21 protein-coding genes are annotated in these 25,970 nt (G+C 58.2%); 7 read left to right on the top strand and 14 right to left on the bottom strand.

Features of this window, described 5'->3' with window-relative positions:
• The 4 genes from FJY67_02130 to lpxB all read left to right on the top strand — a co-directional run.
• Positions 1-799 (top strand): sigma-70 family RNA polymerase sigma factor (locus FJY67_02130; GenBank protein ID MBM3328257.1); only part of this gene is annotated, 799 nt, incomplete at its 5' end.
• Positions 800-936: 137 nt separating this feature from the next.
• Positions 937-1,941: a Gfo/Idh/MocA family oxidoreductase gene (locus FJY67_02125; GenBank protein ID MBM3328256.1), complete on the top strand. Its 1,005-nt coding sequence runs from the start codon at positions 937-939 to the stop codon at positions 1,939-1,941.
• Entirely contained in the window at positions 1,859-2,530 is a 672-nt protein-coding gene (locus tag FJY67_02120; GenBank protein MBM3328255.1) for an isoprenylcysteine carboxylmethyltransferase family protein, read from the top strand. Before FJY67_02125 ends, FJY67_02120 begins: the two co-directional genes overlap by 83 nt.
• Positions 2,511-3,656: a lipid-A-disaccharide synthase gene (gene lpxB, locus FJY67_02115; GenBank protein MBM3328254.1), complete on the top strand. Its 1,146-nt coding sequence runs from the start codon at positions 2,511-2,513 to the stop codon at positions 3,654-3,656. The genes FJY67_02120 and lpxB overlap by 20 nt, the downstream gene beginning before the upstream one ends.
• A gap of 52 nt (positions 3,657-3,708) precedes the next feature.
• Here the strand turns inward: lpxB and FJY67_02110 are convergent, their stop codons facing one another.
• The 5 genes from FJY67_02110 to FJY67_02090 form a co-directional block, all read right to left on the bottom strand.
• Complete coding sequence (locus tag FJY67_02110; protein MBM3328253.1) at positions 3,709-7,395, bottom strand: T9SS type A sorting domain-containing protein; 3,687 nt, start codon at positions 7,393-7,395, stop codon at positions 3,709-3,711.
• A gap of 29 nt (positions 7,396-7,424) precedes the next feature.
• Positions 7,425-8,486 carry a hypothetical protein gene (locus tag FJY67_02105; GenBank protein MBM3328252.1) on the bottom strand — a complete coding sequence of 354 codons (1,062 nt, stop codon included), beginning with the start codon at positions 8,484-8,486 and terminating at the stop codon, positions 7,425-7,427.
• Between the two features lie 107 nt (positions 8,487-8,593).
• Positions 8,594-9,628: a serine protease gene (locus FJY67_02100; protein MBM3328251.1), complete on the bottom strand. Its 1,035-nt coding sequence runs from the start codon at positions 9,626-9,628 to the stop codon at positions 8,594-8,596.
• A gap of 14 nt (positions 9,629-9,642) precedes the next feature.
• A complete protein-coding gene (locus FJY67_02095) occupies positions 9,643-10,167 on the bottom strand; it encodes a hypothetical protein (GenBank protein MBM3328250.1) in 525 nt (174 codons plus the stop codon).
• A complete protein-coding gene (locus tag FJY67_02090) occupies positions 10,164-10,826 on the bottom strand; it encodes a sigma-70 family RNA polymerase sigma factor (GenBank protein MBM3328249.1) in 663 nt (220 codons plus the stop codon). Before FJY67_02090 ends, FJY67_02095 begins: the two co-directional genes overlap by 4 nt.
• Before the next feature lie 80 nt (positions 10,827-10,906).
• Here FJY67_02090 and FJY67_02085 point away from each other — a divergent pair, with 80 nt between their 5' ends.
• The 3 genes from FJY67_02085 to FJY67_02075 all read left to right on the top strand — a co-directional run bounded on the left by FJY67_02085 (position 10,907) and on the right by FJY67_02075 (position 13,277).
• Positions 10,907-11,548 (top strand): CPBP family intramembrane metalloprotease, encoded by a 642-nt coding sequence (locus FJY67_02085; GenBank protein ID MBM3328248.1) that lies wholly within the window; start codon positions 10,907-10,909, stop codon positions 11,546-11,548.
• A gap of 152 nt (positions 11,549-11,700) precedes the next feature.
• On the top strand, positions 11,701-12,513 hold the full coding sequence (locus FJY67_02080) for a 1-acyl-sn-glycerol-3-phosphate acyltransferase (protein MBM3328247.1): 813 nt from the start codon (positions 11,701-11,703) through the stop codon (positions 12,511-12,513).
• Positions 12,510-13,277, top strand: coding sequence for a TatD family deoxyribonuclease (locus FJY67_02075; GenBank protein MBM3328246.1), 768 nt, complete (start codon positions 12,510-12,512; stop codon positions 13,275-13,277). Before FJY67_02080 ends, FJY67_02075 begins: the two co-directional genes overlap by 4 nt.
• Here the strand turns inward: FJY67_02075 and FJY67_02070 are convergent.
• From FJY67_02070 to topA, 9 genes are all read right to left on the bottom strand, one after another.
• A complete protein-coding gene (locus FJY67_02070; GenBank protein MBM3328245.1) occupies positions 13,265-15,901 on the bottom strand; it encodes a T9SS type A sorting domain-containing protein in 2,637 nt (878 codons plus the stop codon). The genes FJY67_02075 and FJY67_02070 overlap by 13 nt on opposite strands.
• Positions 15,876-16,340: a rhodanese-like domain-containing protein gene (locus tag FJY67_02065; GenBank protein ID MBM3328244.1), complete on the bottom strand. Its 465-nt coding sequence runs from the start codon at positions 16,338-16,340 to the stop codon at positions 15,876-15,878. Before FJY67_02065 ends, FJY67_02070 begins: the two co-directional genes overlap by 26 nt.
• A gap of 94 nt (positions 16,341-16,434) precedes the next feature.
• Positions 16,435-18,033 carry a diguanylate cyclase gene (locus FJY67_02060; protein ID MBM3328243.1) on the bottom strand — a complete coding sequence of 533 codons (1,599 nt, stop codon included), beginning with the start codon at positions 18,031-18,033 and terminating at the stop codon, positions 16,435-16,437.
• Positions 18,020-19,420: a phosphoglucosamine mutase gene (gene glmM / locus FJY67_02055; protein ID MBM3328242.1), complete on the bottom strand. Its 1,401-nt coding sequence runs from the start codon at positions 19,418-19,420 to the stop codon at positions 18,020-18,022. The genes FJY67_02060 and glmM overlap by 14 nt, the downstream gene beginning before the upstream one ends.
• Before the next feature lie 17 nt (positions 19,421-19,437).
• Complete coding sequence (gene ade, locus FJY67_02050) at positions 19,438-21,162, bottom strand: adenine deaminase (GenBank protein ID MBM3328241.1); 1,725 nt, start codon at positions 21,160-21,162, stop codon at positions 19,438-19,440.
• 297 nt (positions 21,163-21,459) lie between these two features.
• A complete protein-coding gene (gene hprK / locus FJY67_02045) occupies positions 21,460-22,422 on the bottom strand; it encodes an HPr(Ser) kinase/phosphatase (GenBank protein ID MBM3328240.1) in 963 nt (320 codons plus the stop codon).
• A gap of 57 nt (positions 22,423-22,479) precedes the next feature.
• Positions 22,480-22,770 (bottom strand): ribosome-associated translation inhibitor RaiA, encoded by a 291-nt coding sequence (gene raiA, locus FJY67_02040; protein ID MBM3328239.1) that lies wholly within the window; start codon positions 22,768-22,770, stop codon positions 22,480-22,482.
• Positions 22,767-23,720 carry a tyrosine recombinase XerC gene (locus FJY67_02035; GenBank protein ID MBM3328238.1) on the bottom strand — a complete coding sequence of 318 codons (954 nt, stop codon included), beginning with the start codon at positions 23,718-23,720 and terminating at the stop codon, positions 22,767-22,769. Before FJY67_02035 ends, raiA begins: the two co-directional genes overlap by 4 nt.
• On the bottom strand, positions 23,713-25,947 hold the full coding sequence (topA, locus tag FJY67_02030) for a type I DNA topoisomerase (GenBank protein MBM3328237.1): 2,235 nt from the start codon (positions 25,945-25,947) through the stop codon (positions 23,713-23,715). The genes FJY67_02035 and topA overlap by 8 nt, the downstream gene beginning before the upstream one ends.
• Positions 25,948-25,970 lie beyond the last annotated feature (23 nt).

The raw sequence follows: 25,970 nt of genomic DNA, 5'->3' as shown, positions 1-25,970 counted from the left end.
ACGGAGAATAAACTACAAGCCTGACGAAGACCCTGAGTTTGTTGCCACCGGGGTGCTCAAATATACCAAAGCCGAATGCCTCGCAGCACACGACCGGCTGGTGAAAGCCAATCTCCGCTTTGTCGTCTCGGTAGCCAAGCACTATCAGAACCAGGGGCTCTCGCTCGGCGACTTGATCAACGAAGGCAACCTTGGCCTCATCAAAGCCGCTCAACGGTTCGACGAGACCCGGGGATTCAAGTTCATCTCCTATGCCGTCTGGTGGATTCGTCAGTCGATCCTGCAGGCTCTGGCCGAGCAGTCGCGTGTCGTTCGCCTGCCGCTCAATCGCGTAGGTGCGCTCAACAAGATCGGCAAGGTATTCAGCACCCTCGAGCAGTCCTACGAGCGCGAGCCGTCGGCAGAGGAGATCGCCGAGGAGTTGAACATGAACCTCTGGGAAGTAACCGATACGATGAAAATGGCCGGCCGGCACCTCTCGATGGATGCGCCGTTCAGCCAGGGCGAAGACAATCGCCTGCTCGACATCATCCATAATGAGATGCAGCCCCCGCCCGACGCGCATCTGATGGTCGAATCCCAGAAGATCGAAGTGCGCCGGGCTCTGAAGACGCTCACCCCCCGCGAAGCCGAAGTAATCCAGTATTATTACGGCATCGACAAGGACCAGAAGACCCTTGAAGAGATCGGCGAACTCTTCAAACTGACCCGCGAGCGGGTTCGCCAGATCAAGGAGAAAGCCATCCGCAAGTTGAGCCATCCCTCGCGGTCGAAACCGCTAAGAGCCTATCTCAGTTGACGGCATATGTTCAATATGGAGACTCTTGCAACGGGGCAGGCCTTATCCGGCTTGCCCCGTTCGATTTTTGCGCAGCGTGGTTATATTAACCGGGAACTGGTCCGTCATAGTCTCCAACCTATAGCCCTGGTTAGACCATTAGGATATCGCTGATTGGCGCCGGCTATCTTGGCAGCCGGCATCTAAAGCATCTCGCCCAAATGAAGGGGGTCGAAGTCGTCGCGGTCTTCGATCCCGACGATGCAGCATGCTCGCGGGTCGTAAATGAGTATCGGCTACCTATTGCATCATCACTCGAAGAGGCAATCCATTATGCCGATGCCGTGCTCGTAGCGTCGCCTACGACTTCTCACTTCGATATCGGGATGAAGGTCGTCGCTGCGGGTAGGCCGCTCTTCATTGAGAAGCCGATCTGTGCGACGACCGAAGAAGGGGAGCGGCTTGTCACAGCCGCGCTGAAGGCTGGCGTTCCGATACAGGTCGGTCAAATCGAGCGGTTCAACCGGGCGGTGCGCAGCCTGGGAGGTCGGGCACTCAGACCGCGCTTCATAGAAGCGCACCGGCTCGCCGAATGGAATCCTCGCGGTGTCGATGTCGCCGTGGTGCACGATCTAATGATCCATGACCTCGACCTCATCCTCTACTTTGCCGGCGAGCGACCCTCCCGCATTGAAGCGAGCGGCGTAGGGGTTATTACCTCCACCATCGACATCGCGAATGCCCGCCTCACCTTCCCGTCGGGGCTGGTCGCCAATGTAACCGCCAGTCGCATATCGCTGAAGCGTATGCGCAAGATGCGCCTCTTCGGCGCGAGTGAATACATATCGCTCGACCTCGGCAAGGGCGCTTGCGAAGTGATCGGCGTCGATGACGGGACTCAAGGAATCCCTGAGGGTGCCATACCACTTGGAGAAATGGAGTTAAGAGGACTTAGGCGACGGGTCTGGCGTCAAATTCCCGATGCGCCGGAGGATGATGCCATGCGACTTGAATTAACGGCATTTCAGCGCACCGTCGAGGAAGGACTATCACCGGTCGTCAGCGGCGCCGAGGGACTCGCTGCACTGCAACTTGCCGAAGCCGTCGTGGCGGAGATCGAAGCCGCCGTCCCGTCCCTGGCGAGCACATCCGTCTCCGGATGAAGGCGCAGCACCCGTGAACCTGCGCGACCTTGTATTTCGGCTGCGTGGCTGGACGCCGGTTCCCTTCCTGCTCGCAGCGCTGATCTGGGCGGACTATGCACTTGTTCGCATTATTGCCGGGCTGGCTATCGCGCTCCCGGGGGAGTTGCTGCGCATCTGGGCGATCAGGCATGCCGGAGGCGCGACCCGCACCCGCAACGTCGGTGCGCCGTTCCTCGCCCGGACAGGTCCCTATTCCCGGCTGCGCAATCCGCTATACCTCGCCAACCTGCTGCTTTATACCGGCTTCACGATAGGCTCGGGAGCCTTTTTTCCTCATCTTGCCATCGGAGTGGCGCTCTTCTTCACCCTGCAATATGCTCTAATCATATCGCTTGAGGAGTCGATCCTCCGGCGTATCTTTGGCGCCGAATACGACTCCTACTGCCGTGAAGTTCCGCGGTTTCTTCCACGTCTTAAGGCAGAATCGAATGCCCAGGCTCGCTTCTCGCTATGGGATGCACTCATCGAAGAACGTTCAACTCTGCTCGGGCTTGGCCTTTCGTGGCTTCTGCTCGCAGTGCGAATGAATTACCTGCCTTCTCCATAAATGGTATCGCATATTGGATGGTGAAGTTCTGGTCGTGGCGGGTGAGGCTTCTGGCGATCTCCACGCCGCTCCAGTCATTAGAGCCTTGCAGCAGACCCTTCCCGGACTTCACTTCTATGGCGCAGGTGGCGTCCAAATGCGGGAAGCCGGAGTAGAACTGCTGGCCACAATTGAGGATCTGGCAGTGATGGGCTTCAGCGGACTGCCTGCACTTCTGCCCCGCCTGGCTCGACTGAGGAAGGATTTCATCGCCAGGGCACGGGATAATCGCCCGGCACTGGTTCTGCTTGTCGATTATCCCGGCTTCAACCTCAATCTTGCCGAAGCGCTCCGGCTACTTCCGTATCCGCCCAAGGTGCTCTATTATATCGCGCCGCAGGTCTGGGCTTGGAGACCGGGCCGAGTAGAGAGAATGCGCCGGACAATCGATCGAATGGCAGTCGTGCTTGCCTTTGAGGAGGAGTATTTTCGGTCGCGGGGGCTTGCTGCTGATTTCGTCGGGCATCCGCTGCTCGACGAACTTTCTGATGTGCCTCGAAGGGAGGTAGGGGGAGTGCCGCTGCTCGCACTTCTGCCCGGCAGCCGCGCCGGCGTCCTTAAGCGCAACCTGCCGGCGATGATCGAAGCGGTGAGAATCTTGCGTAAGAGCCTGCCGGACATGAGAGTTGCGCTGGCTGCCGCACCCGGTCTGCCTGCTGCGCTCTTTGCAGCCGCAAGCAACAGCGGTATCGAAATTACAGCCGATAGTCGTGCCCTCCTCCGCCAGGCGACAGCGGCGGCGGTCTGTTCCGGAACAGCGACTCTCGAAGCGGCTATTTATGGAACACCGCAGGCCGTCGTCTATCGGACGTCGCCGCTCAACTACCTGATCGCCCGCCGGGTCGTCGAACTGAAGCAGATTTCGCTCGTCAACATCATCGGCAGCGGCGGAATCGTAACCGAACTGATCCAGCACGATTTTACCCCAAAGCGTCTTGCCGGGATCTTGGAACAACTGATTAACGACGCCGCCACTCGCACCCGCATCGCTGCCGGATACCAACGCGTCCGCGAAGTGCTCGGTCAACCGGGAGCAGCGCTGCGCACTGCCCGAATCGCCACTCAAATGATAACTTCACAAAACTGAAACGGGGCTTCCGTACCGAAGGAAGCCCCGTATTCGTCTCGCTGAAGCCGGTTTAACGCAGCAACACGACCTTCTGTGTCGCACGCCGGCTGCCAAACTCTACACCCAAGATATAGACGCCACTTGCCAGTCCTCCACCGTTGATAGCGAAGGTCTGTTGTCCGGGTCCTACTCTTGACTCGAAAGCGGATCCGACACTTCGACCGGTGAGGTCAAAGAGGCCGACCCTTAGTTGTCCGGCATGGGGTAGTTCGACTACCACCGTGAGTCGGGCATTGAAAGGATTGGGATGGACGCTTGCCAACCGGAATGCGTTCGGTATCCCACTATCCAGGTCATCTTCAATAGACTCCGGCCCGACGTTCATCCGCACCGGAACCCTAACGACGGGCTCTACGCCGTCATTGGCAAGGATCAACTCGCCGGTCAGTTCATACCCTTGACGCTGGCGAATCGCATCGAGAATGATGCTCACATCGGCGGAAGCCCCGGATGGGACACTCCCCTGCGACGGCGATACGCGAGCCCAGTAACGGCGATAATCGAGGTGCCAGGTCTGGATCCGGCGCAAGTCCTCATTGGCGACGGCTCCGAGCAATGTCAAGCCGTAGGGCGGTGCGTAGTCGGTCGTCAGTTCCAAGCCCTCGATGGGCGTGTCGCCGACTTCGATTGGAAGGCTGCCAATCAGCCTCAGTGCGCCGCTATTGGGATGCATTGCGTAGAGTTGGATTCCACCGATTGCCGGACGAACATAGAGAAACAGATTATAGCCATCCGGCACTTCATAATTCCAAGCCAGACCTTTGACGGTGAGGCCGGTGTTAAAGCGGACGATTTCATTCCCGTTACGATCGAGATGAGAGACCCGGGTCTGAACGTTGTTATCACTGACGAAGATCGTCCCGTCGCCTGCAACGGCAATACCGAAGTTGCCCGGGAAGGGACTGGCGAAACTGCGGATCAGTTCCCCATCGGTGCGCATCTGGTAGATGGTATTCTGGCTGACGCCGTAGAGATAGATTCCATCCCAAGCTAGGTCGCGCAATCCGAGTCCCGCCGCGCCTTGCGGCTGCTCGAACCGGCGCACATACCGGCCCTCGCGATCGAAGACGTAGATGTAGTTCGGATCCGCGTTATTGTTGCCACCGGCGACATAGAAGTGCTCACCGGCCATAGCCGCGCCGTGCAGGCGGGAGTCATCCACATCAAGAGAAAAGTAGAATTCCTCCGTGCGGGTGAGCGGAGCCAAGTCGCCCGGAACGTTGAGCGACGACGTCCAGCCGAGCGGCCCATCGCCGCGGTTGGTAATGCGCATCGGCAATACGATGGACGACTGCGCCGGGACGTTGCCGTTCGCCGCCTGGCGGTCGATGACCAACTCGCTGTAGCGCATACTGAAGTCAACCGTCCGGGATTCCTCTTCGACGACCTCAACTTCGCTCGACAGCGGAAGCCATCTTGGCGCCGTCGCGGTGAGGGAATAGTTCCCGGCCGGAATGCCCTCCATGCGGTAACGCCCGTTGGCATCGGTCACGGCCCTTAACGCGAATCGGGATAAAGTTGCTGTCGCTCCTGCCACGGGCCGATTGTCACGGGCCGCAACGACACGACCTTCGACAACGCCAAGGCCGTCGGCGATCAGAATCGTGTCGATAACTGGTATATCGTTGCGATTGACCGCCGCTACGATCAACTCGGCAGGACCCTCAAGCGGCGGGTCGAACCTGAGTAGCACCCGGCCGTCCTGGCTCGTCGACGATACGACATAACTAACATCATCGATGGTGCGAGCCGTTACCCGAACCGCTTCGACGCCTTGACCCGCGGCAGTAACTCTTGCTTCGATAGATTCCGTCCCAACCGGCACAATCTCCGAAACTTCGAGCACCATTTCACGCGGCCGACCGTGGCGATATTCGAGCGCCGGATCGCCCAGCCAGGTATAAGAACGGAGGTTGAACCGCCCAATCATCGTGAAGCGATGCTGATCGAACTCCTGCACCATCTGCGTCGCGGCGAAGTTGCCGGCATATCCAATGTCGAAGATGCCGTGATGGAACCAGGCGGTGAAGACCGTCTCGTCGAAGAATGTGTTGCCATCAGTGAAAGTCGATTCGGTCGAACCGTGCACCGCCACCGATCCGCCGGGACGACGTTGGAACGCCTCCCCCATTGAAGTGCCGTTATGCCGGACGAGGTTGTTGTTGTAGCAGGCGGAGAGAATCAGGATGAAGGGCCGGTTACGGTTGTTGAGCAAGGTGCAACTTCCGGTAGTCCATTCCTCAAAGTTCACATTCCAGTCGCCCCAGGTCGTCGCGAGCCCGTGCCCCCGGTAGTTGACAATGCCGTAGCCGTCGCCATTGATGGTATTGCGCAGGAAGGCGTTGGTTGCCTGCTGGCTTGTCCCATAAGCGGTAATGAACTCCGGCGGGTCAAGGCGGTAGTTGAAGCCCTCAATCCACTCTTTGCAGGAAATGTAGGTGTAAACCTCTTCATAGAGTTCTTTGTGCGCAATCAGAAGCGACCGGTCGAGCCATTCGCCGCCGTCCCGCTGCGGAAAAGCCCACTGGCGGTATTCGACCGACTTGGCAATCTGAATCGAAAGTTGCGCCCACTGATCGCGATCGTAGGGAATTCGACCGATGGCAAGGTCGGGCAGGTGGTCGTCGTAGCCATCCACTGCCGGATCGAGGCAGATATACCACGAGTCGCTGAAGGCGTCGGAATAGCCCTGCTGGGGACCTGGATCATCCTGATCCCAGAGGATTTGTGGGATGCGCTGGGCGTTGGTTGGGTAGGCATCGCCGACGAAGAGGACATAGAGCAAGCCCTCCTCATACATCGCCCGGATGCGGTTCTTGATCGTAGTCGGTTGTGGGACGCCTTCAATCAGCCAAATCTCGGGTCGGAGGCCGCTGTTGCGGTAGTAGTCGATGAGCGGCATCACGGTTTCAAGCGCCGACTCGCGCACCAGCACGAGCGTCCGGACCGGTTCGTTTTCATCGCTCTCGAGAGGCCGGACATCGGGCGACGGAGGATTGACCAGTGCCGCTTCGAGGCTCTTCTGCATCACCGGCTCAAGCCGGCGCGGTCTCACGAGCGGCGGCAGGTTGGCAGCCTCGAATTCGATCCGGATCACCATTCGCCGGGCTACCTGCAGAGCGCCATCCAAGGGTCGGTAACGGAGCGGCACAACGCCGAGCGATGCCACCGGAACCCCCATCCAGCCTTGAGGTTGAGTCAGATGAACCGATTCAGAAGGAAGTTGTTCAGAGGAAGCATAGACCTTCGGATCATAGGCGAAGTTCGGTGCCGGTTCGCCGTCACGACGGGGTAACTGCAGAGGATAGATGCGATGATTGCCGGCTTCTTCCCACTCCGCTGAGACTATCTCCGCCCGGCCGGTCATACCTTCCGGAAGGCGAATCATAGTCGTTACCGCCGTCAGTTCAGGCGATCCGAGCGCGGCTCGGGAAGCCGGCGGACGTCCGGTGTAGGAAATCCGCTCGAAAGCGCCTTCCGACGTTGACATGCGCTCAAGGTAGAACCCATTATGCGTAACCTCGACCACCAAATGTCCGCTCGATTCTTCGAGCAGGTTCCAGTCAGGAGCGCGTGATGAACCACCGCTGCCTAAGGCAAACCAGTCTGCTGCATGAAGCGGCATTGCAACGAAAGCGGAAAAGAGCAAAGTCAGCGCAACGCGACGGGCGTTTAGTATGTCATTGATATGAAACATGTTATCCTCTGAGTGATGGGAGGTCGGGCCTATCTCCAGCGAAGAATCATCAAGCCTTCGTATTCGTCTGCCACATATATCGTATGATTGTCGGTAACGAATAGTCCTTCCGGCCGACTGGTGCGATAGACGGCTATCAATCGCGGCTGGCTCGGGATGCTGACATCTGCCGCCCAGATGCCGCGGAGCCTTTCAAGACAGTAAGCCGTGTCACCCACCGCCATTACCTTGATCGTCTGATTGAAGCCTTCGGGAATTATCGAAGCCCCAAGGCGCGGGTTCGTCCGGTCGCTGACATCAACGATCTGCAGACCGTTGTGCGAGTCGGCGATTAGGGCGTGGGTGCCGCTTCTGTTAAGGTCGATGTCCTCCGCCGATCCGGGGGTATCGAGGTAACCGATCGGGGCAAACGGGAAGTTGTCGAAGGTCGAAAAGTCAACCCTTAAGACGTGAAGCCCGTAACTGCCGAATGCAACGAAGATAGTGTCGCTTTGCAGACCCCAGAGTTTAAGTCCGCGATAGTTGCCAAAAGGCGGCTGCTCGAACCGGGTCCTAAGATCGGTCTCCCAGAGACCGCCGGGAAAGCGATACAACTTCACCAGCCCGAAACCTTCACCGCGCTGAGTCGAACTTCCGCCATCGACCCGCGCCAGAAAGAGCGTATCGGGATGGAATTCAATCATGTCGATGTCGCTGATGCCGGAGTCCCAGGGCAGGATCGCCGCCGCGGTCTTGGTCGTCATGTCATAAGCTGGCGTAAGTCCTGCCGGATTGCGCTCATTGACCACCAGCAGGTTGGTCATCGGCGAGTAGAGCGCTATAATCGGCGACGCAGAAGTTCTCAGCGTGTCGATACAGGCCGGCGCCCCCGGATTCGACACATCCCAAATCGTAACCCCCTGTTCGCTGTCGCAAACATAAGCCCGCGATCCCGAAACCCAGACGTCGGTAGCAACCCCTCGGGTGGTCGTCCGGGATAGCAGGCTGAGGGCGTATTTGGCTTCGTTATAGGGAATATTATCCGGCCCCTTGGCACAGGCGGCAAGAAGAACGGTCGTAGCGAGCGCGGCCAGCGCAAGGCGGCGGGTCATCGAGTGCTCCAGAGTATCAACGATGTGGTGGTTTATGATTCAGCCGGTAGATACCGAATTAATAAGTTAGCCTCTTTTGCTCCCGGAATGCAACTTTCTCGTTTTACTTAGATCGAGCGACTGGAGCAGCGGCGATCGCGGGTCGGATCGTCGGCGAGTTGCACCGGGTCAATCTCAACCTCGCAGTCGGTGCCGTTTTCCATCTGCAGTTTAACCTTCAGTGAAGTTCCGTTACGAACTCCAGTTATCTTACGGCGCAAGTCGTTAAGGTTATTGACCGGCTCTCCACTAATGGCTGTGATTAAGGACCCGGAGAGGATTCCGGCGTATGCTGCAGGGCTTCCCGGCATCACTTCGTTCACGCGCAATGCGGTTGCACTCCGGCTTTCACCACCGGCCACTTCGCTGCAGCAGAGGCCGATCCAGCCGCGCTGAATGACCCCGTTGGCTTTCAAATGCCGTCCGACACGGTCGATCGTTGCAGTCGGGATTACGGTCCAGGAACCGGGATGCCCGGTGATCCAGTTGTCACAGATGCCAACCAGACGCCCCTTTAGGTCGATCACGCCGGAACCGCTCGCCATAAGCAGGTCCCCGGCTTGAATCAAATAGAGTGGATCGCTTAAGTAGTCATCTCCGCCCATCCAAGTCAAGGCTAAGACACCCCATGCGGCGGCTACGCCCCGTGTTATTGGCGTATGACCGATGACGACACCGATGGTGCCCGGTTCTGCACGAACATCGATTGCCAGTGTGACGGGGTAACAGCCGTGCTCATGCTGTGCAGTCGCTAAGAAGGCGAGGTTTGTCTCGCGGTCGATTCCTGTCGGTTGCCCTCGATACCGGCAGCCATCGAGGAAGATCACTACGAACGAACGTCCCCCCTCGACGGTGTTCTGGGTGGTGACGATTGTGCCCGACGGGTCGATGACCACTCCGGCACCGAGCCTTTTAGCTTCACCTTCACTTTCAGCCACCGAATCGACGAGCGAAACCTCGATCGAAACCGATCCCGACCGGGCTGCGTCGATCGCGCTCCTAACGCCGTCCTGGAGCGTCGTCATGGGATCCCGCGCAGTGCAGCCGGCAATCAACAGACTTACTCCCACCAGTGCGGAAAGAGCGGCTATTGACCGGTTCATTGAACTACGTCGAATCAAATCGACGCCCCAGTCGATTGCGAATCACCCGCATCTGAACTACGAAAGTCGGGGCGAAAACTGACGGCTCCGGGGGTCAGCCGGATCCCGGTGTCGGGGTGCTCGCGGATCAAGACGGCATCGGGATAGAGCACAACATCGTTGGGAAATGCGCCTGTTGCCGCGCTTGAGCCTCGACCACCAAACTGTGTTGCGCCGAGTCCGATTGCGAGCAGGGCAACGACCACCGTTCCCCAGCGCAAGGTCATCTCAGGGATCAGAATCCAGTCGAGCCACCGGCGCAGCGAGCCTGTCGAGGCCAGTGTGCGATGCCCGGTCTTGACGCGATCGAGGTCTATCACCGGTGGGTGCGAAGGTGATGAAGCCACTTTCAAGTCGTGGTCGAGCGCCAGCCAGGCGCGCCGCTCGGCTTCGCAGCCGGGGCAGCGTTCGAGGTGTATTCGGATCCATGCCGATGCTGGCCGGGCCAGCGCCCGTCCCGACATCGTCAACATCTTGCGTCGAACCCAAAGACAGATCATTTCGGTTTGCCTCTCCAATACTCCGGGTGGTCGCGCGCAATGGCGATGCGTATGCGCCGTCGCGCTTCGTGCAAATACCACCTAAGGGTTACCTTCGGACAGTTCAGAATCTCGGCCACTTCATCGGCGGTGAACCCCTGCAAGTCACAGAGGACGAAGACCGCCCGCTGCTTGGGATTCAGTTTCGCCGCGAGGTCGATGAACAACTGGCGAAGTTCACGACGTTCGATGTCGTGGCTCGCAAGGTCGCTGTCAGCCGAAGGGATGTTGAAATACTGTTCGGGGCGCTCGTCGATCGAACTCTCATACGAGCGACGGCGCTTGGCACGAAGATAGTCGATGGAGGCGTTTACGGTAAGCCGGTAGAGCCAGGTGAAGAACTTCTTATGCGGGTCGAAACTGCCGATGCCGCGATATAACTTGATGAAGACCTCTTGCGCCACATCGCGCGCGTCTTCGTAGTTGCCGAGCACCTGATAGGCGATGCTTCCGACCCGGGACCTATAACGTTCCACCAACACTTGGAAGGCCGCATCGTCCCCGGCCTGACTTCGTTCGATCAGGTCGGCATCGGGATTGAGCGGATCTTCCTCCTCATTAGAGATACGCTCCGGCGGCAATTGCAGTTGGTCATCCATCGGTTGCAATTTAAGACACATGAACGGGAATCACAATGTTAAGAGCAGGTATTGTCAACTCCCGGTGAACCCAATTGAAAACGACGAGAATTGAGACTAAAATGAAACAGGCGGCTTTCTATCTGGAAACCGGGCTGCTCCTTTGGATGCTGGCAGTCATCTACCTCTTCGCAGGGCCGCTGCTGACGCGAAGCAGCCCCAATGGCGCGATCCTGACGACGGGAATAGCGCTTCTTGCCGGCTACACATGGGTTCGCATCCGGGGACTTGAGCCGGTGAGTTCCTTCGGGCTCGGTCCGACAAAGGGTATGCGGAAGGTTATACTTGTGACAGTGTTAGCGGGCAGCGTTGTGTTGATCGCACTGATCGATCGTATGATGGTCTCGCTCTTATCACCCCCGGATGAGTTTGCCAGACTGTTGAGCAGTTCAGTGCAGATCGGAAGCATCCAGGATGGTTTCGGGGTCGTTATGCGCATCGTCATTGTCGCGCCAGTCGTCGAAGAGATGATTTTTCGCGGACTGCTGTTGCAGCATCTGAAGACACGTCTTTTGCCAACCGGTGCGGTGGCGATCTCAGCGATCGTCTTCGCACTATTCCACCCGACGCCATGGCAATACGGGCAACTGGTGTTGTTGGGGCTCATTGCAGGTTATCTGACAATAAGGTGCAGTTCGATCTATCCGGCAGTTGCGCTGCATGCGGGTAACAACCTGCTTGCAGTCATCGCGCTTCAGGAGTGAACAGAGGTCGGGCAGCAACAGGCCGGTCGTTCGAGCAGGAAAATGCAACCACCTGCAAGGTTAGAGACCAATGACACAACACCCTCAAGGTGATGAATCGTATATTTGTAGGTTTTCTATAGAGTCAATCATTCCAGCAACTCACCGGACGAATGAACGATATCGGGAACGGGCGAAACTTCCCACCGCGCCATCCTTCGCTTCTCTTTAAGGTAAAGTCGTGGCTTCTTATCAACGGCCTTATCTACCCGGCGATTCACTTCCTGATGCGGATCTTGAATCGCACCCGGCTAATCGGAATCGACCGTATTAAACGCCTCGACGGGCCTTACTTTCTGATGTCGAATCATATAAGCCTGCTTGATGACCTCTTTCTGGGGCCAATTGTCTTCGGTCCCTATTTCCTTAGGCCCTATCGCTACTTCCCCTACCATGCTCCGGAGGAGCGGAACTTCTATAAATATCGCCTGATCTCCTGGTTCATGCGGATGACGAAGTCGATCCCGGTGCTGAGAGGCAAGGGTCTGCAGCAGGAGGGCGTCGATCGCCTCATTGCGGCGGTGCGTGAAGGTGGGATACTCCACATCTACCCGGAAGGAACCCGGACCCGCAACGGCGACATCGGGCCGGTCAAAGCCGGCATTGGGAGAATCGTCTATGAGTCCGGCGCGCCGGTCGTACCGATGTATCACCAGGGTCTTGAGCATGTTCTTCCCATCGGCAAAGGCGTGCCGCGCATCGGTCGTCAGATTTACGTCGCTATCGGGGAGCCGATCCGATTCGATACGGAACTCAAGATGGATAACAGCCCGGCAACCTGGCGCATCATCGCCGGCAAGGTGATGGATGCGATTCGTGAACAGCGGGAGATCGTTCAGAAGACCTGGGGAGTCGTTCCAGTCTATAACGGATCACAATTGAAGGTGACGGAATCCGTCGAAGCGGTTGAAGTCGAATCTCAATGAGTTCGAGTTGTTTCGATACACATTGCCACCTGACCGCCGAGGAGTTCAAGCCCGACCTTCCAGAGGTCATTGAACGCGCTCGCGACGCGGGAGTGAGCGATATCCTGGTGATCGCACTCGATGCCGACGATGCTCTTACTGCGGCAGAGATTGCCCACCGCTACGAACTGCCCTTCACTGCGGGCATCCATCCCCATTCGGCTGCCGACTTTTCCGATGATGATCTGAAAGTTATAGGCGAAATGCTGAGTGATCCGGCATGCCTGGCGGTTGGTGAGATAGGTCTCGACTATAAGGAGGGACTTGACCTTAGGGACGCTCAGCAAGGTCTGTTTCGGAACATGCTCGAGTTGGCTCGCGAGCACCAAAAGCCGGTCGTCATCCATAACCGCCTGGCTGGAGTGGATATCATCAAAGCAATCGATGAGATGGGGTTTCGGGAAGGCGGAGTCATGCACTGTTTCAGCGGCGACCTGGCACTTATGGAAGCGGCCGTTCTGCGCGGGTTCTACATCTCCTTTGCGGGTAACCTTACCTACCCGAAAGGCTATCTTGGTCAAGTCGCAACCGGGGTGCCTCGCGAGAGGCTACTCGTTGAAACCGATGCCCCCTATCTAACGCCGGTTCCGAAGCGGGGACGACGCAACGAACCGGCATTTGTGAAATTCACCGCCGGATATCTTGGAGAACTGATCGGACTGGATGCTGAGGCGTCGGAGCAATTGACCGCCGGAAACGCCCGGCGGCTCTTTTACCGTAAATGAACAAGCCTCTTGCGGTAGGATAGACCTGCGCCTTCGAGGGCGAGGATGTAGATGCCGGAAGGTAGATCGTTGGCGCTTAGACTGGCGTTTACCAACCCGGTCGTCCCGGTCGAAACAAGCAGTGATACCAGTTGCTGTCCGGCGAGATTGTGAAGCGACACATTGACCGTTGATAAAGGCGCCGCTCCAAAGGATATTCGAACCCGGTCATTGAACGGTTGAGGTATGACGACAACTGCTTGGGAAGGTCGATTTCCTGAATGATCGGCCAGAATTTTCAACCGCGCTACGACAACGCCGTCGGCTTGATACTTCAGTTCACCTTCCACCAGTTCAACTTCAGCGGTCTTTCTTTCCCATCTCGGCCGCTCACGGTTCCTAACGCCGGATAGAAGGCTAACCTCAATAGGCTCTCCTTCCGGTCTGTCCCATACCACCAGCCCGCACATGCCATCTGAAAGACAGCCTGTTGCCAACACCTCGCCGCGCTGACTCTCAAGTCTGACCTCGCTGCCATCGACTTCTCCCTCGCCCCCAATCAGCAGTACGCTCATGCTGCGTTCGCCTGAAACGGTTATGGTCTCACTGAAGCGTGGGTCGTAGTCTTCATTGCCATCAGAGGCCGGTCTGAAGCGCGGATAGATCAACTCAGAATCGTGATGGAGGCGGATGTGATATCCGCGTCCCGGGCGCATTGCCGGCATATTGCTGAAATCGAATTCCGGCAAGAAGAACCGCCCCCGGTCGTCCTTTATGACGTGCAAGGCATCGTCGGCGATCAGACTTTGACAGGCGGCTGGTGCAGATAGCGGAAATTCCGGAAAATAGGCGACGATTTGCCAGCCTTCGACAAGTGAAATCGGCACCCTGTAATCGATCAGGTCGTTCTCGTAGCGTAAGGTGTCAGGATCGCTTAACTGTAATTGATACCCGGCTTTTTGCTCCCAGACGATAATGTTCGTGAAGCCGATCCGCGGGCTGTAGAATCGCCCTTGACCGTCCTTGGCAAAGAGGAGCCTCTGACGTTCGACGAGATCGGCAAGATAGTCTTCGAAGCGTCGGGCATCTGTCAATCGATTGAGCGATACAGTGTTCCAGCCGGTCCGGAGCGGGACAACCTGTTCGGAGCGCCCAAGCGGAACGCTCTGCACGGCTCGCCAGCCGTCTGGAATGCCCCAACCACGCAAAGTATCGGGGTTATCGGCTTGCGTCGAAGCGGCCCGGAGGGCGTCGCGAATGTCCGTAGGCGAAAGGTAGGGGTTGGCTTGAATCAGCAATGCAGCGAGACCGGCAACCATCGGGCATGAAAACGAAGTCCCGAGTCCCGCGCCGTAGTCGGTCGGATTGCGCGACGATGCAAAGATCGTCCCGTTGGCAAAGGATATGAAGTCCGGCTTGATCCGCCCGTCGAAGGAAGGCCCGTGCGATGAGAATCGCGCATGGGTGCTGTCCCGGTTGGTTCCGCCGATCGCCAGAACGCCAAAGCCATCCGAGGGGGCTGATAACTTGTTGCGGGGATAGTTGTTCAGCCCGGCGTTGCCGATGGAGTTGACCACCACAATGCCGATTCGCACCGCCCGGTCGGCAGCAAGTGTGATCGGTGCCGTTTCGCCGTTATAGTCCTCATACTCATACCAGTCGCTGTAGCCAAGCGACGACGAAACCACCTCCACCCCAAAGCCATCCATCCACTCGATTGCGGCGATCCAGTAATCCTCTTCCACCGGCCGCTCCCACTCGGTGTTTTCGGTCTTGGCAAGCAGAAAGGTCGCTTCCGGTGCTGCACCGACCATCCGCTCCGCTTCGAGGCCCCCGATGATCGAGAGCGTCTTGGTGCCGTGATCACCCACCCCCATGTCGTCGCCGTTATCGATATCCTCATCGTCGTTGACAAAGTCCCACGTGGCGACGATGTCGATAGTCCGGAAGCAGTTGTGTTCGAGGTTGTCGAAGCCGGTGTCGCAGAGGCCGATCAGGACGCCACGACCGCGGTATCCCCGGTCATGCAGTTCAGGAAGATTCAGGAAGCGGTTCTGGGTAAGTGAATTGCCGTATTCGTAGAAGTGATCACGGCGCGGAGGCGGTTCGACGGGGAGTTCGATCACGGGCATGGGGGGTTCGCGCTTCCACCGGGCAACCGGGCCGACGCGTGCTACGGGCGACCCGGGAGCGCCTATAGCGCGCTCAAGAGCCTGTAATTCCGCAATGTTCAGGTTTATCGAAACGGCATTAAGCCATTTGCTCACCGTCCGCACCTTTCGACCGATGCGAGATTCAACATATCGGACGAAAGAGTCCGGAACTGGAAGGTCCGCAACCTCGAACGAGGCTCCCGCCCGGGTGCGACGGATGTGCGCCCGCAGCGGTTGCGCGGCGGCGTGATCGGCTACCCTCGACGCAAGCGATTCACCGCGCCCGAAATCCTTGTCGTGGAAGTAGATCCAATAAGGCACATAGGCCTCATCGGGCGTGGGAGTCGCTGCTTGAAATGGATGACCAAACGATCCAATTAGCCATGCGGCAGCAGCAAAGCCCAATAGAGTCACGCTCCGCATTATGCTGCCTTGACTTCCAGACCGCTGATCATGACAGTTGCACCTATCTCCACTGAACGGACCAACCATGCTTGCGCATCTCACTCACCAGTCGAAAACTTCCGCCATCAAGGTAATAAGAGGTGAAGCCATCCTTGACGAGATTCTCGGCGGCGCGTTTAGAGTCGTCCCCATAGAGGCATATGAAATAGTAAGGTCGGGACTTGTCCCGCTTGTTAAAGTCGGAAAAGACCTCGCCATACTGAATGAAGTTCATCCCGGGCAGATGGACGACATACAGCGGCTCGGGTGGGGGAACATCTTCGATGAAGTAGATTTGCAACTGAGCGCCGGCGTTGAGGGTGTCTATCAACTGCTTCGGCTCGATGTAGGAAGCCCGACCGGGTTTGGGGTGATCGAACTTCTCGGGCAGTTTGCCGCGCTCGAAGCCTCGCCGGGGTGTATCGCCGGGGTTTCCACACCCGGCCGTCACGGCAAATAGAAGCGCGACAATCACAGGCATGGACACTGTGGCTGCCTTTTGAAGGCTTGAGTGAGAGCCTCGAAACTGGTTCATTCTAACTGTGGTTAGGTTTGGTTTGGATACAGAATGTTCTACGAATCTACCCGTCCGTCGGTTTCGCGGAACGAGTCTTAGTGGACTTACGGGACTTTCCGGACTGTCCCGATTTAGCTTCAGGCGGCCAGATGCAATCCCGGCCATTGTGCTTGGCATGATACATATTTTGATCGGCTTCCCGGATCAGATCGGTTGGAGCAGATTGCGTATGTTCGCCACCGGCAGGATGGATTGCATAGCCGATACTCATCGTAACGCGGAGGTCGCCCGTTGGAAGGGATATGACTTGCTCGCGGACGGCATTGTTCAACTTCTGAGCGATATGCGCTACCGCCGTCGGGGTAGTCTCCGGCAGCAAGATAACAAATTCCTCACCGCCGTAGCGAGCTACGACGTCGGTATTGCGGAGACGACTCTTGAGCGTCTCGGCGACAACCTGTAAAACCCGGTCGCCGGTCAGGTGCCCATAAGTGTCGTTGACCACCTTAAAGTGGTCGATGTCGCCCATCAGGCAGCCGAGCGTCGTGCCATAGCGATCGGCGCGGTTCCAGTTCCACGCGAGGAATTCCTCAAAGTAGCGGCGATTATGGATCCCGGTCAAGGGATCGATATTGACGGCGCTACGCAGTTTGCGATTGGTCTCCTCGAGCCGCTCAGCCAATTGCTCAGCCTTGCGGATCGCGGCGTCGAGTTCCCGCACCATTTGCTCATAACTGAGCGTAGCCGCACCCAGTTCGCGGTTGACTCGCTGCAACAGTTCGATATAGGGCACCCGCCGGCCGCTCTGCACCGCGAGCAACGCCACGCGCGATTCGGTCTCGAGGGTAATTTGCTGTATCAAGCCGAGCAAGGCATCCCTACTCAGAGCGAGATTCACTTCGCCGAAGTGGAGCGCCCGCTCCAGGCCTGTAATGTTATTCTGCTCGTAGAAGAGTGCTGCCACATGGTCCGCAAAGCGCAGTATGTCGATGCGAAGATCGCCGACGGGGGGGGCGTCCGAATCAGCGATGTGCCTTGCCGCCCATTCCACCGCCACGCCGAGCCGCCATTTCCGCGCCAGTTGCTGACCAATGATATGGTGATCGACGCCGAATTCGTCCTCTTCCTTGTCGCGTAAGACGCCGCCTTCGAGTCGCCAGCGGTCTATCAAAGGTCCATACTCGGCCGGATAGTGATGCAGGACGTAGAAGAGACCGAGGTGCATCAGCAGACCGAGGGTTTGATAATCGTCTTGACGACCGGGTGCTACTCGCTCAGCAGTCAACCGGGCTGCCAGAGAGCAGCATAGATTGCGCTCCCATAGCCAGCGAAGCCGTTCGTGTTCGACCAACTCCCCGTCGGAACTGTCGCTGTCATCGGTGAACTTGGTCGCGATCAAAAGGTTGCGCAGACTGCCGCGGGCAATCCGGCCGGCGGCAGTCGATAGATCCAGCACCTCGTCCTGATACTGGTCGGGAGCATTGGCTTCACGCAGGAGCCGCGCAGCCAGTGTAGCATCGACCCTAAGGACCTCGACGAGAGCGGCATTATCAGATTTCGACGCCGGAAGCGCAAGCAGACTGCGCATCACCGGCGCTACCGTCGGCAGGTCGGCACCGCTCTCAATCAGTTCAAGAATGTGTCCGGCATCAAGTTTCAACACGGGAAGCCTTTCGTCCGATGAAACTACCAATCCGGGCTAACATATCGCTCAGCATCGCATCCGCTGCAGCGGGTTGACTGGCTTCGGAATAGATGCGCAGGATCGGCTCGGTGTTGGACGACCTTGCCTGCACCCAGCCATCACTGCTCTCGATACGCACTCCGTCGAGACGCGAGACCTGAGTAGCGGGGAATCCGGCAGCGAGTTCATCAAGTAATATAGCCGGATCGAAGCCCTCCACCGGCCAGGTCGCTTTGCGCATGGAATACTCGGGCAAAACTGCAAGGTGCTCCGACAGGGGCTTCCGGCCCGAAGCGAGCCGGTTCAACAACAGCGCCATGCCGACTCCGGCATCGCGCACCAGATGAAGTTCGGCAAGCATCACACCGCCATTGCCTTCACCTCCGACTACGGCGTTGGTGTCGGCAATGAGGTCCGCCACATTTGCCTCACCGACTTTGGAGCGCTGGCAGGTTACCCCAAAAGACCCGGCCACATCGACAATAACCTGTGAGGTGAGAGCGTTTATCACCACCGGACCGGGACGGAGTCGAAGGACTTCACCGACGGCGAGCGCCAGGGTTCGCTCCTCGCCCGGTGCCGCGCCGCGTTCATCGACAACGGCAAGACGATCCCCGTCGGGATCGACGGCAAATCCGATTGAGCACTTTTCCTCGACAACCAGTCGTCGCAAGTCGGCAATGTTATCGGGTGAAGGTTCAGGCGGTCGCGGAAAGTAACCATCAGGCGATGAATGTATTGTCTTCACTTCGCAGCCGAGGGACTCGAGCAAAAGTGGATAGAGTTCACTTCCAGCGCCGTTGACGCCGTCGAATGCGACGCGGAACCGCTTGCGTCTGATCCGGTCGAGGTCGAGCAGACCAAGTCCCAGCACTGCGCCGATGTAAATCTCACCCGCTCGATTCCAGGCGATCCGGCGGCCTATGCCGTCCCAACGTGCAGCAGGCAGGTGTGCCCGGTCATATAGGCTCTTCAAGGAGGCAAAGTCGGGAGCAGTCAGCATTCGCCCATCGGCACGGACGAACTTCATGGCGTTCCACTCCTGCGGATTATGGCTGGCGGTGATGATGATCCCCCCGGCGGCGCCGCGACGATGAACGGCGAGCGCTCCGGCCGGAGTCGGAAGAACACCGGCATCATCGACGTCACAACCGGCTGCGGCTAATGCACCGGCGACAAGATCCGCGATCATCGGGCCGGTGGGACGGGTGTCCCGCGATTGGACAATCCGTCCGCCGTTGCAAAACACCCCGAATGCCGTCGCCCAGCGAACAACCGTCTCCACAGTCAGTCCCTCGCCGACGATGCCGCGAACCCCCGAGACGCTCGTCATCAATCCGTCAAACACAACGTCCAATCTGTTCATTCCCGGAACATGGCAGGTTAGGAGTAAAGCGATACTAACTCAAACCGATCTACATCGACCAGGCCGTGGTCGGTCAGTTTCAGTTGGGGGATCACCGGTAAAGCCAGGAAACTGAGCGCCATCAAGGGATCGGCGAGCGGACTTCCGAGGCTGGCTGCTGCATTTAGCAGTGCCGATTCGGACTTTGCAACCAACTCAGGAGCATTGTTGCTCATCAGCCCGGCAATCGGCAGCGGCATTTCGGCAATCGGCAATCCGTCGCGAACCACCACCTGGCCTCCGCCAAGCGCTACCAGCCGGTTGACGGCCACAAACATTGACTCGTCATCTGCACCGGCGACGATGATGTTGTGCGAGTCGTGAGCCACAGTCGAGGCTATGGCTCCCTCTCGCAAACCCAAACCCTTGACGAAGCCGAGTGCCATACGACCTTGGCCGGTATGCCGTTCGATCACCGCCAATTTCAGAACATCCTCTTCGGGATGGGAATCGAGACGACCGGCTATGCCGTCAAAGCTCATAGTCAACGACTCAGTAATGATCTTATCCGGTACGATGCCGATCACCCGCACCGGCTGGCTGTGGTCGGGGATGTCGAAAGCATCGCCCGGCAGCGGCGGAACCGGCAATGGCGATGGTCGCTGCTCTGAATCGAAGGTCAATGGTACCATAAGCCGCCCATCTCGAGCGACTTCAATGCCGTCTTTCCAAACAGCCTGCACTTTGAACGACTTGAGGTCGTCGAAAGCGACGAGATCGGCCTTCCAACCAGGCCGTATGCCGCCACGGTCGAAGAGATGAAATGTCTCTGCGGCATTGAGCGTTACCATCCGGATCGCCGTAACCGGATCGAGACCGGCTGCTGTCGCCCGTCTCAGCAAGTGGTCAAGATGACCCTGTTCCATCAGGTCGCCGGGGCGCCGATCGTCGCTGACGAGCAGACATCGCCGTTCGTTGGCCGGCGTTACCAGTCCGATCAAGGCGTCGAGATTGCGGGCGGCACTGCCTTCGCGGATCATGATACGCATCCCGCGGGCCAGTTTCTCTTCGGCTTCGGCGAGCGCATTGCACTCATGATCGGTGGCTGGCCCGGCAATCAAGTAGGCGGCTAACTGCTTGCCAGTTAGTCCGGGCGAGTGCCCATCGACCGGCCGTTTGCCACCCGCAAGCGCGGATTTTGAAAGGACTCTCGGATCACCGTTCAAGGCGCCGGGGAAGTCCATCAATTCGCCGATTCCGCGGACAGACGGTTCGCTTAGCAGCGGTCTCAAGTCATCCGCTGAGAGCTTCGCGCCGGCGGTCTCCATTGTCGTCGCCGGAACGCAGGATGGAAGCATATAGAAAACGTCGAGCGGCAGACCCAGTGAACCGCGCAGCATATACCGAATGCCATCGATTCCGAAGACGTTGGCGATCTCGTGAGGATCGGCGATAACGGTCGTCGTCCCACGCGGCACCACAACCTGGGCGAACCTGGCCGGCGTCAGTTTGGAACTCTCAATGTGGACATGGCCTTCAATCAAGCCGGGAGCCAGAAAGGCGCCTGCCAAGTCCACTATCCGGTCGGCTTCGTATTCCCCAATCCCGACGATCACTCCGCGGTGGACCGCTACCGATTCTTCCTCGACCTGCCCGGTGAAAACGTTAACAATGCGCGCATTACGAATAAGAAGATCGGCGGGATGGTCGCCTCGCGCTGCCTTCAAAAGGCTTTGCCAGGTCGAAAGTACCGTGATGTTCATTACTCCCTTCCCCCAAAGACGTTCTTTCCCCCCATAGAATATGTAAAGAGTGCGTGAGTTTCATTTATGCACACCGGACGCCTTCGTCCGGCGCAAGACGTGTTGGTGTGGTGTGGGCTGACGGGGGCGTCCACCCACCACTTGAAAAAGAGTGTCAACAAGAAAACTTGTCATGCTGAACACAGTGAAGCACCCCGACCCGAAGTTAGGCAATTCCAGACGAGATCCTTCACTTCGTTCAGGATGACATTTTTGATGCACCCCTTTATACACTCCTCGTCCAAATGTCGAAATGTTCTACTCCGGATCGCTGCGAAGATAGCCTTCGATCCGGCGGCGGCGCATCAGTTCGGATTGCCGACTCGATAACTCTGCCGCCGGGCTTTCACCGTAGATTTTCAGATGCAGTCCGAGCGCGATGGCTTCTGCCAGCACGGTGATGTTCTTGCCCGGGAAGATCGGAAGCCTCACGTACGGTAGATCGACACCAATGAATCTGATCGTCCGCTCATCAAGGCCGAGCCGCTCGTAGTCTTCGCTCCCGTCCCAGTCGAGAAGTTCGACGACCGTCTCGACCCGTTTCTGGAGACGGATCGCTCGAACCCCGAACAACTTGCGCACATCGATGATGCCGATGCCGCGAATCTCGAGGAAGTGCTTCAGCAACTCCGGGCCGCTGCCGATCAGAATCCCCGGCGAGTAGCGCCGGAGGATCACCACATCGTCCGCTACCAACCTATGCCCTCGTTCGACCAGATCAAGGGCAATTTCGCTTTTGCCGATGCCTGCGCGTCCAATGAAGAGGACGCCGGTGCCATGAATATCAACCAAAGTCCCGTGTATTTGCTCGGTCGGTGCGAGCATGCGGGCAAGGTAGTCGAAGAGCGTCCGCAGGACTTCGGTTCCAGGCAGCGAGGTTTGAATCAGTGCGATGCCCCGCTGGTTAGCGAGCGGTCTTATGGGTGCTATCCTGGCGTATTCACCGGCAAGGATAATGCACTCGAGCGGCGGACGGATATAACCCTGCAATAACCGGCTGCGCTGCGCATCAGATAGCGCGCTAAGATGCTTATAGTCTTCATCCCCGATCAGGACGACGCCAACCGGCGGGCTGACGTCTTCAAGCTTTCGTCCGGCAAATGCGGGGCGGCGCGGCTCGGCATCGGTCAGGACTGCGCCTGAACCAGACTTGCCGGCCACGAGCCTAAGTCCCAGTGCTTCGCGGTTATCCGCGAGAAAGTCGCGGATGGTCAGCGGCAAGTAAACCCCCGATAAGTGCTCATATGTTCAGGCGAAATGCTATCCTGGCAATTTATCTTATCGGGGATAATAGACTTTTTCCTTGGTAGCCTTTACCTGCCGGGCGATCTTTTCGACCGCCTGAGGAATAATGGCGTAAAAGTCGGCGCCTTCGACCCGCGCCGGCAGCAGTTTACCGAGCATTGTCAGGCGCAGTTCAACGGACTTCTGCGACCCATTTTCTTCGAGGATTGCCTCAGCGGTCGCCTGACCGTCGAAGAACTTGCGAAGTCTCTCAACCTCACGGACCGCAAAGGTCTGCAGTTTGTCGCTGGCTTCGAAGTGCCGTGCGGATATGGTGACTTTCATTCTATGTCTCCCGCTTTGACCTGGGTGGGTGTCGGTACAGGGCTGAGCAAAGCGTCAGTGGTCTCCACCGGCTCACCCGCCCGCGGATGAGCCTGACGATAGACCTTGAGCAGCCGTTCGATACCGACGTGAGTGTAAATTTGGGTGGTTTGCGGGCTGGCGTGCCCGAGCAGTTCCTGCACTTCCCTTAGGCCGGCGCCGTTGTCGAGGAGGTGCGTCGCAAAGGAATGGCGGAGGCGATGGGGATGGGGCGTTCGGCCGTCACTCAGCGCGTCAAGATACAGTTCGACCCTCCGACGGGCATCGCGCGCAGTGAGCCGTTTTCCACTACGACTCAGGAACAAGGCCGGCTCATCCGACCGGCCGGTTGAAAGGATTGCACGAACAGGAACATAAGCTGCCAAGGCGTTAATGGCCTTACCGGGCAGCGGAGTGATTCGCTCCTTGCCTCCCTTACCGTAAACGCGGAGGACTTTGTCATTAAGTGATACGATGTCTAGCCCGGTCAACTCCGATATGCGCAGCCCGCAGCCATAAAGTAGTTCGACCATTGCCCGGTCGCGAATGGCAAGGGCATCTTCAATCTGCCTGTCAAGGGCCTTTGCCAATTCCTCACGGGGAAGCGGTTTGGGAAGGCTTCGCCGCTCGCGGGGCGCCTGAACCGGACGGGTGGGGTTGTCGGATATGCTTCCAACACGCATCAGATGGCGATAGTAGGCTTTAATGGCGGCGAACTTGCGACCGATCGATCGCGGTGCAAGACCGCGCCGGTGCAGGTTGTAAAGATGATCGCGGATGATGCGGAAGTCGGCGAGAAGTGAATCCTTCTTGCGCTCGTCCAGATACGCGGCGAACTCCAGCAGATCTTTCTCGTAGGCGCGCAGGGTGTGAGGACTGAACCGGCGGGTGTTTAGAATATTCAGAAAGCCTCTAATAAGGTCGCTATCCACCGGCTTCGCCCTTCCAATCGCAGCGGCGACAGTGGACCTGCGTCCCGGCTTTACTCTTTTTTTCGAATAGCGTAGGAGCTTTACACTGCGAACAAGGTCCTGCCGTCGGTGAGTCCCAGGTCACAAAATCGCAGTCGGGGTAGTGCGAGCATCCGAAGAAAACCTTGCCGGACTTTGAACGTCGCTCGACGATGTGCCCGGTGCAGCCCTCCCTGGGACAAGCGTGCTCGGTCTTGAGTGGAAGAAGACCCTTACATTTAGGATAGTTGATGCATCCGAGGAACTTGCCAAACCGGCCGCTGCGGACAAGCATTTTGCCTCCGCAAAGGGGGCAGGGCGTATCGCTCTCGACGGGAGGCGCATTCTCTTCGATGCCCTCGCTGTAGCGGCATTTGGGGAATCCGGTGCAGGCGATGAACCGGCCACGCCGGCCAAAATGATAGACGAGCGGGCTGCCGCACTGCGGGCAGTCGCGCCCAACCGGCTCCAGCGTCTCTTTCTTCAAGTCGCCCTTGGCTTTATCGGCAGCCGCCAGTGCAGTGCTGAAAGGGCCATAGAAATCGCCCATGACCTTGCGCCACTCGTCCCCCTTTTCTTCTATCCGGTCGAGTTCCTCTTCCATCCGGGCTGTGAACTCGACGGAGAATATCTGCGGAAAGAGATCGACGAGGATGCGGTTCACGGTCTTGCCGAGTGGTGTCGGGTGGAGGACCTTTTCTCTACGCTCGGCATAAGTGCGGTCAAAGAGAGTCGAGATGATGGCGGCATAGGTAGAAGGCCGGCCGATGCCTTTTTCGTCGAGTTCCTTAACGAGGCTTGCTTCCGAGTAGTGCGGAGGCGGCTGGGTGAAGCGCTGCTTCGGAATTAGATCAAGTAGCGCAAGAGGCATCCCTTCGACGAGGCCGGGCGGAAGCGCGGTATCGGGAGGCTCTCCCGACTTGTCAGCCTCATCCGTTTTATCATCCGAAACCTTTAGATCGGCCATCACCTGCAGGAATCCGGGCAGAATCAGCACCTGGCCGGTAGATTTGAAAAGGGCGCCTTCGCTGCCGTGGATTCGAACTGTGGTTTGGTCGTATTCGGCATCCTTCATCTGGGTGGCTACGAAGCGGCGCCAGATGAGGTCATAGAGTTTCATTTCGTCACCGCCAAGAAGCCCTTTTAGTTCCTGCGGCGAAAGTCTGACGTCGGTCGGCCGGATCGCTTCGTGAGCATCCTGTACCGCACCTTTCTTGTTGCGATAGACCCGCGGTTCGCGCGATACCGCTGGAGTTCCAAAGTGCGATGCGATGTAGTCGCGAGCGGCAGCGATGGCTTCGCTTGAGACGCGCATCGAGTCGGTGCGCATGTAGGTAATCAGCCCGACGGCACCGCGACTGCCGAGTTCGACGCCTTCGTAGAGCCGTTGTGCAACCGCCATCGTCCGCTTGACGCTGAAGCCGAGCCGCCGGCCGGCATCTTGCTGAAGGGTGCTGGTAGTGTAGGGAGGATAGGGGGCACGTTTGCGGCGCACCTTCTTGACTGATTCGACCGAGTAAGTCTGCGGCTTCAGGCGATCGACGACGGATTTGGCAGCCCCTTCCTCGCCGATCTCGACCTTCTTACCGTCAAACTCGCTGAGCCGGGCGAGGAAGGGCACCCCCCCCCCGCCTTTGAATCGACCATCGATGGTCCAGAACTCAGTCGGAACAAAAGCCTCGATCTCGGCTTCCCGCTCGCAGAGGATACGCAGAGCGACCGATTGCACCCGTCCAGCCGAGAGACCTCCGGTGACAGTCTTCCAGAGGATCGGGCTTACTTGATACCCGACGAGGCGATCCATTACCCGGCGAGCCTGCTGCGCATCGACTTTTTGCATATCGATAGCACCGGGGTGATTTATAGCCTCTTCGACGGCATGGCGGGTAATCTCGTGAAACTGCACTCTGCCGAAGTCGGACAGGGGCCTTCCGATCAACTCTGAGAGGTGCCAGGCTATAGCCTCGCCTTCGCGATCGGGGTCGGTGGCGAGCAGGATCTGTTTGGCTTCCCGTGCGGCTTTTCGCAGCGTCCCGACGATCTTGGCACGGTCGGGCAGTTCGACATACTTCGGCTCGAAGCCGCGCGCGATATCGACACCGATCTCCCGTTCCGGGAGGTCTCTAACGTGCCCGCCGCTGGCTAGGACGGTATAACCGGACCCCAGGTAGCGAGTCAGCGTGCGCGCCTTGGTCGGCGATTCGACAATGACGAGCGCTCCGTCCCGGGTTG

This window comes from Calditrichota bacterium (genome assembly GCA_016867835.1).
Classification (GTDB): domain Bacteria; phylum Electryoneota; class AABM5-125-24; order Hatepunaeales; family Hatepunaeaceae; genus VGIQ01.
The sequence above is the reverse complement of the archived record's forward strand: the minus strand, read 5'-3'. Positions and strand labels throughout refer to the sequence as shown.

Excerpts from the sequence above, each read along its gene's own strand:
- FJY67_02095 (MBM3328250.1), bottom strand. The coding sequence starts at position 10,167 with ATGATCTGTCTTTGGGTTCGACGCAAGATGTTGACGATGTCGGGACGG.
- FJY67_02070 (MBM3328245.1), bottom strand. The coding sequence starts at position 15,901 with ATGGTTGGTCCGTTCAGTGGAGATAGGTGCAACTGTCATGATCAGCGG.
- FJY67_02075 (MBM3328246.1), top strand. The coding sequence starts at position 12,510 with ATGAGTTCGAGTTGTTTCGATACACATTGCCACCTGACCGCCGAGGAG.
- FJY67_02110 (MBM3328253.1), bottom strand. The coding sequence starts at position 7,395 with ATGTTTCATATCAATGACATACTAAACGCCCGTCGCGTTGCGCTGACT.
- raiA (MBM3328239.1), bottom strand. The coding sequence starts at position 22,770 with ATGAAAGTCACCATATCCGCACGGCACTTCGAAGCCAGCGACAAACTG.
- FJY67_02100 (MBM3328251.1), bottom strand. The coding sequence starts at position 9,628 with ATGAACCGGTCAATAGCCGCTCTTTCCGCACTGGTGGGAGTAAGTCTG.
- FJY67_02090 (MBM3328249.1), bottom strand. The coding sequence starts at position 10,826 with ATGTGTCTTAAATTGCAACCGATGGATGACCAACTGCAATTGCCGCCG.
- glmM (MBM3328242.1), bottom strand. The coding sequence starts at position 19,420 with ATGAACAGATTGGACGTTGTGTTTGACGGATTGATGACGAGCGTCTCG.
- FJY67_02085 (MBM3328248.1), top strand. The coding sequence starts at position 10,907 with ATGAAACAGGCGGCTTTCTATCTGGAAACCGGGCTGCTCCTTTGGATG.
- ade (MBM3328241.1), bottom strand. The coding sequence starts at position 21,162 with ATGAACATCACGGTACTTTCGACCTGGCAAAGCCTTTTGAAGGCAGCG.
- FJY67_02080 (MBM3328247.1), top strand. The coding sequence starts at position 11,701 with ATGAACGATATCGGGAACGGGCGAAACTTCCCACCGCGCCATCCTTCG.
- FJY67_02105 (MBM3328252.1), bottom strand. The coding sequence starts at position 8,486 with ATGACCCGCCGCCTTGCGCTGGCCGCGCTCGCTACGACCGTTCTTCTT.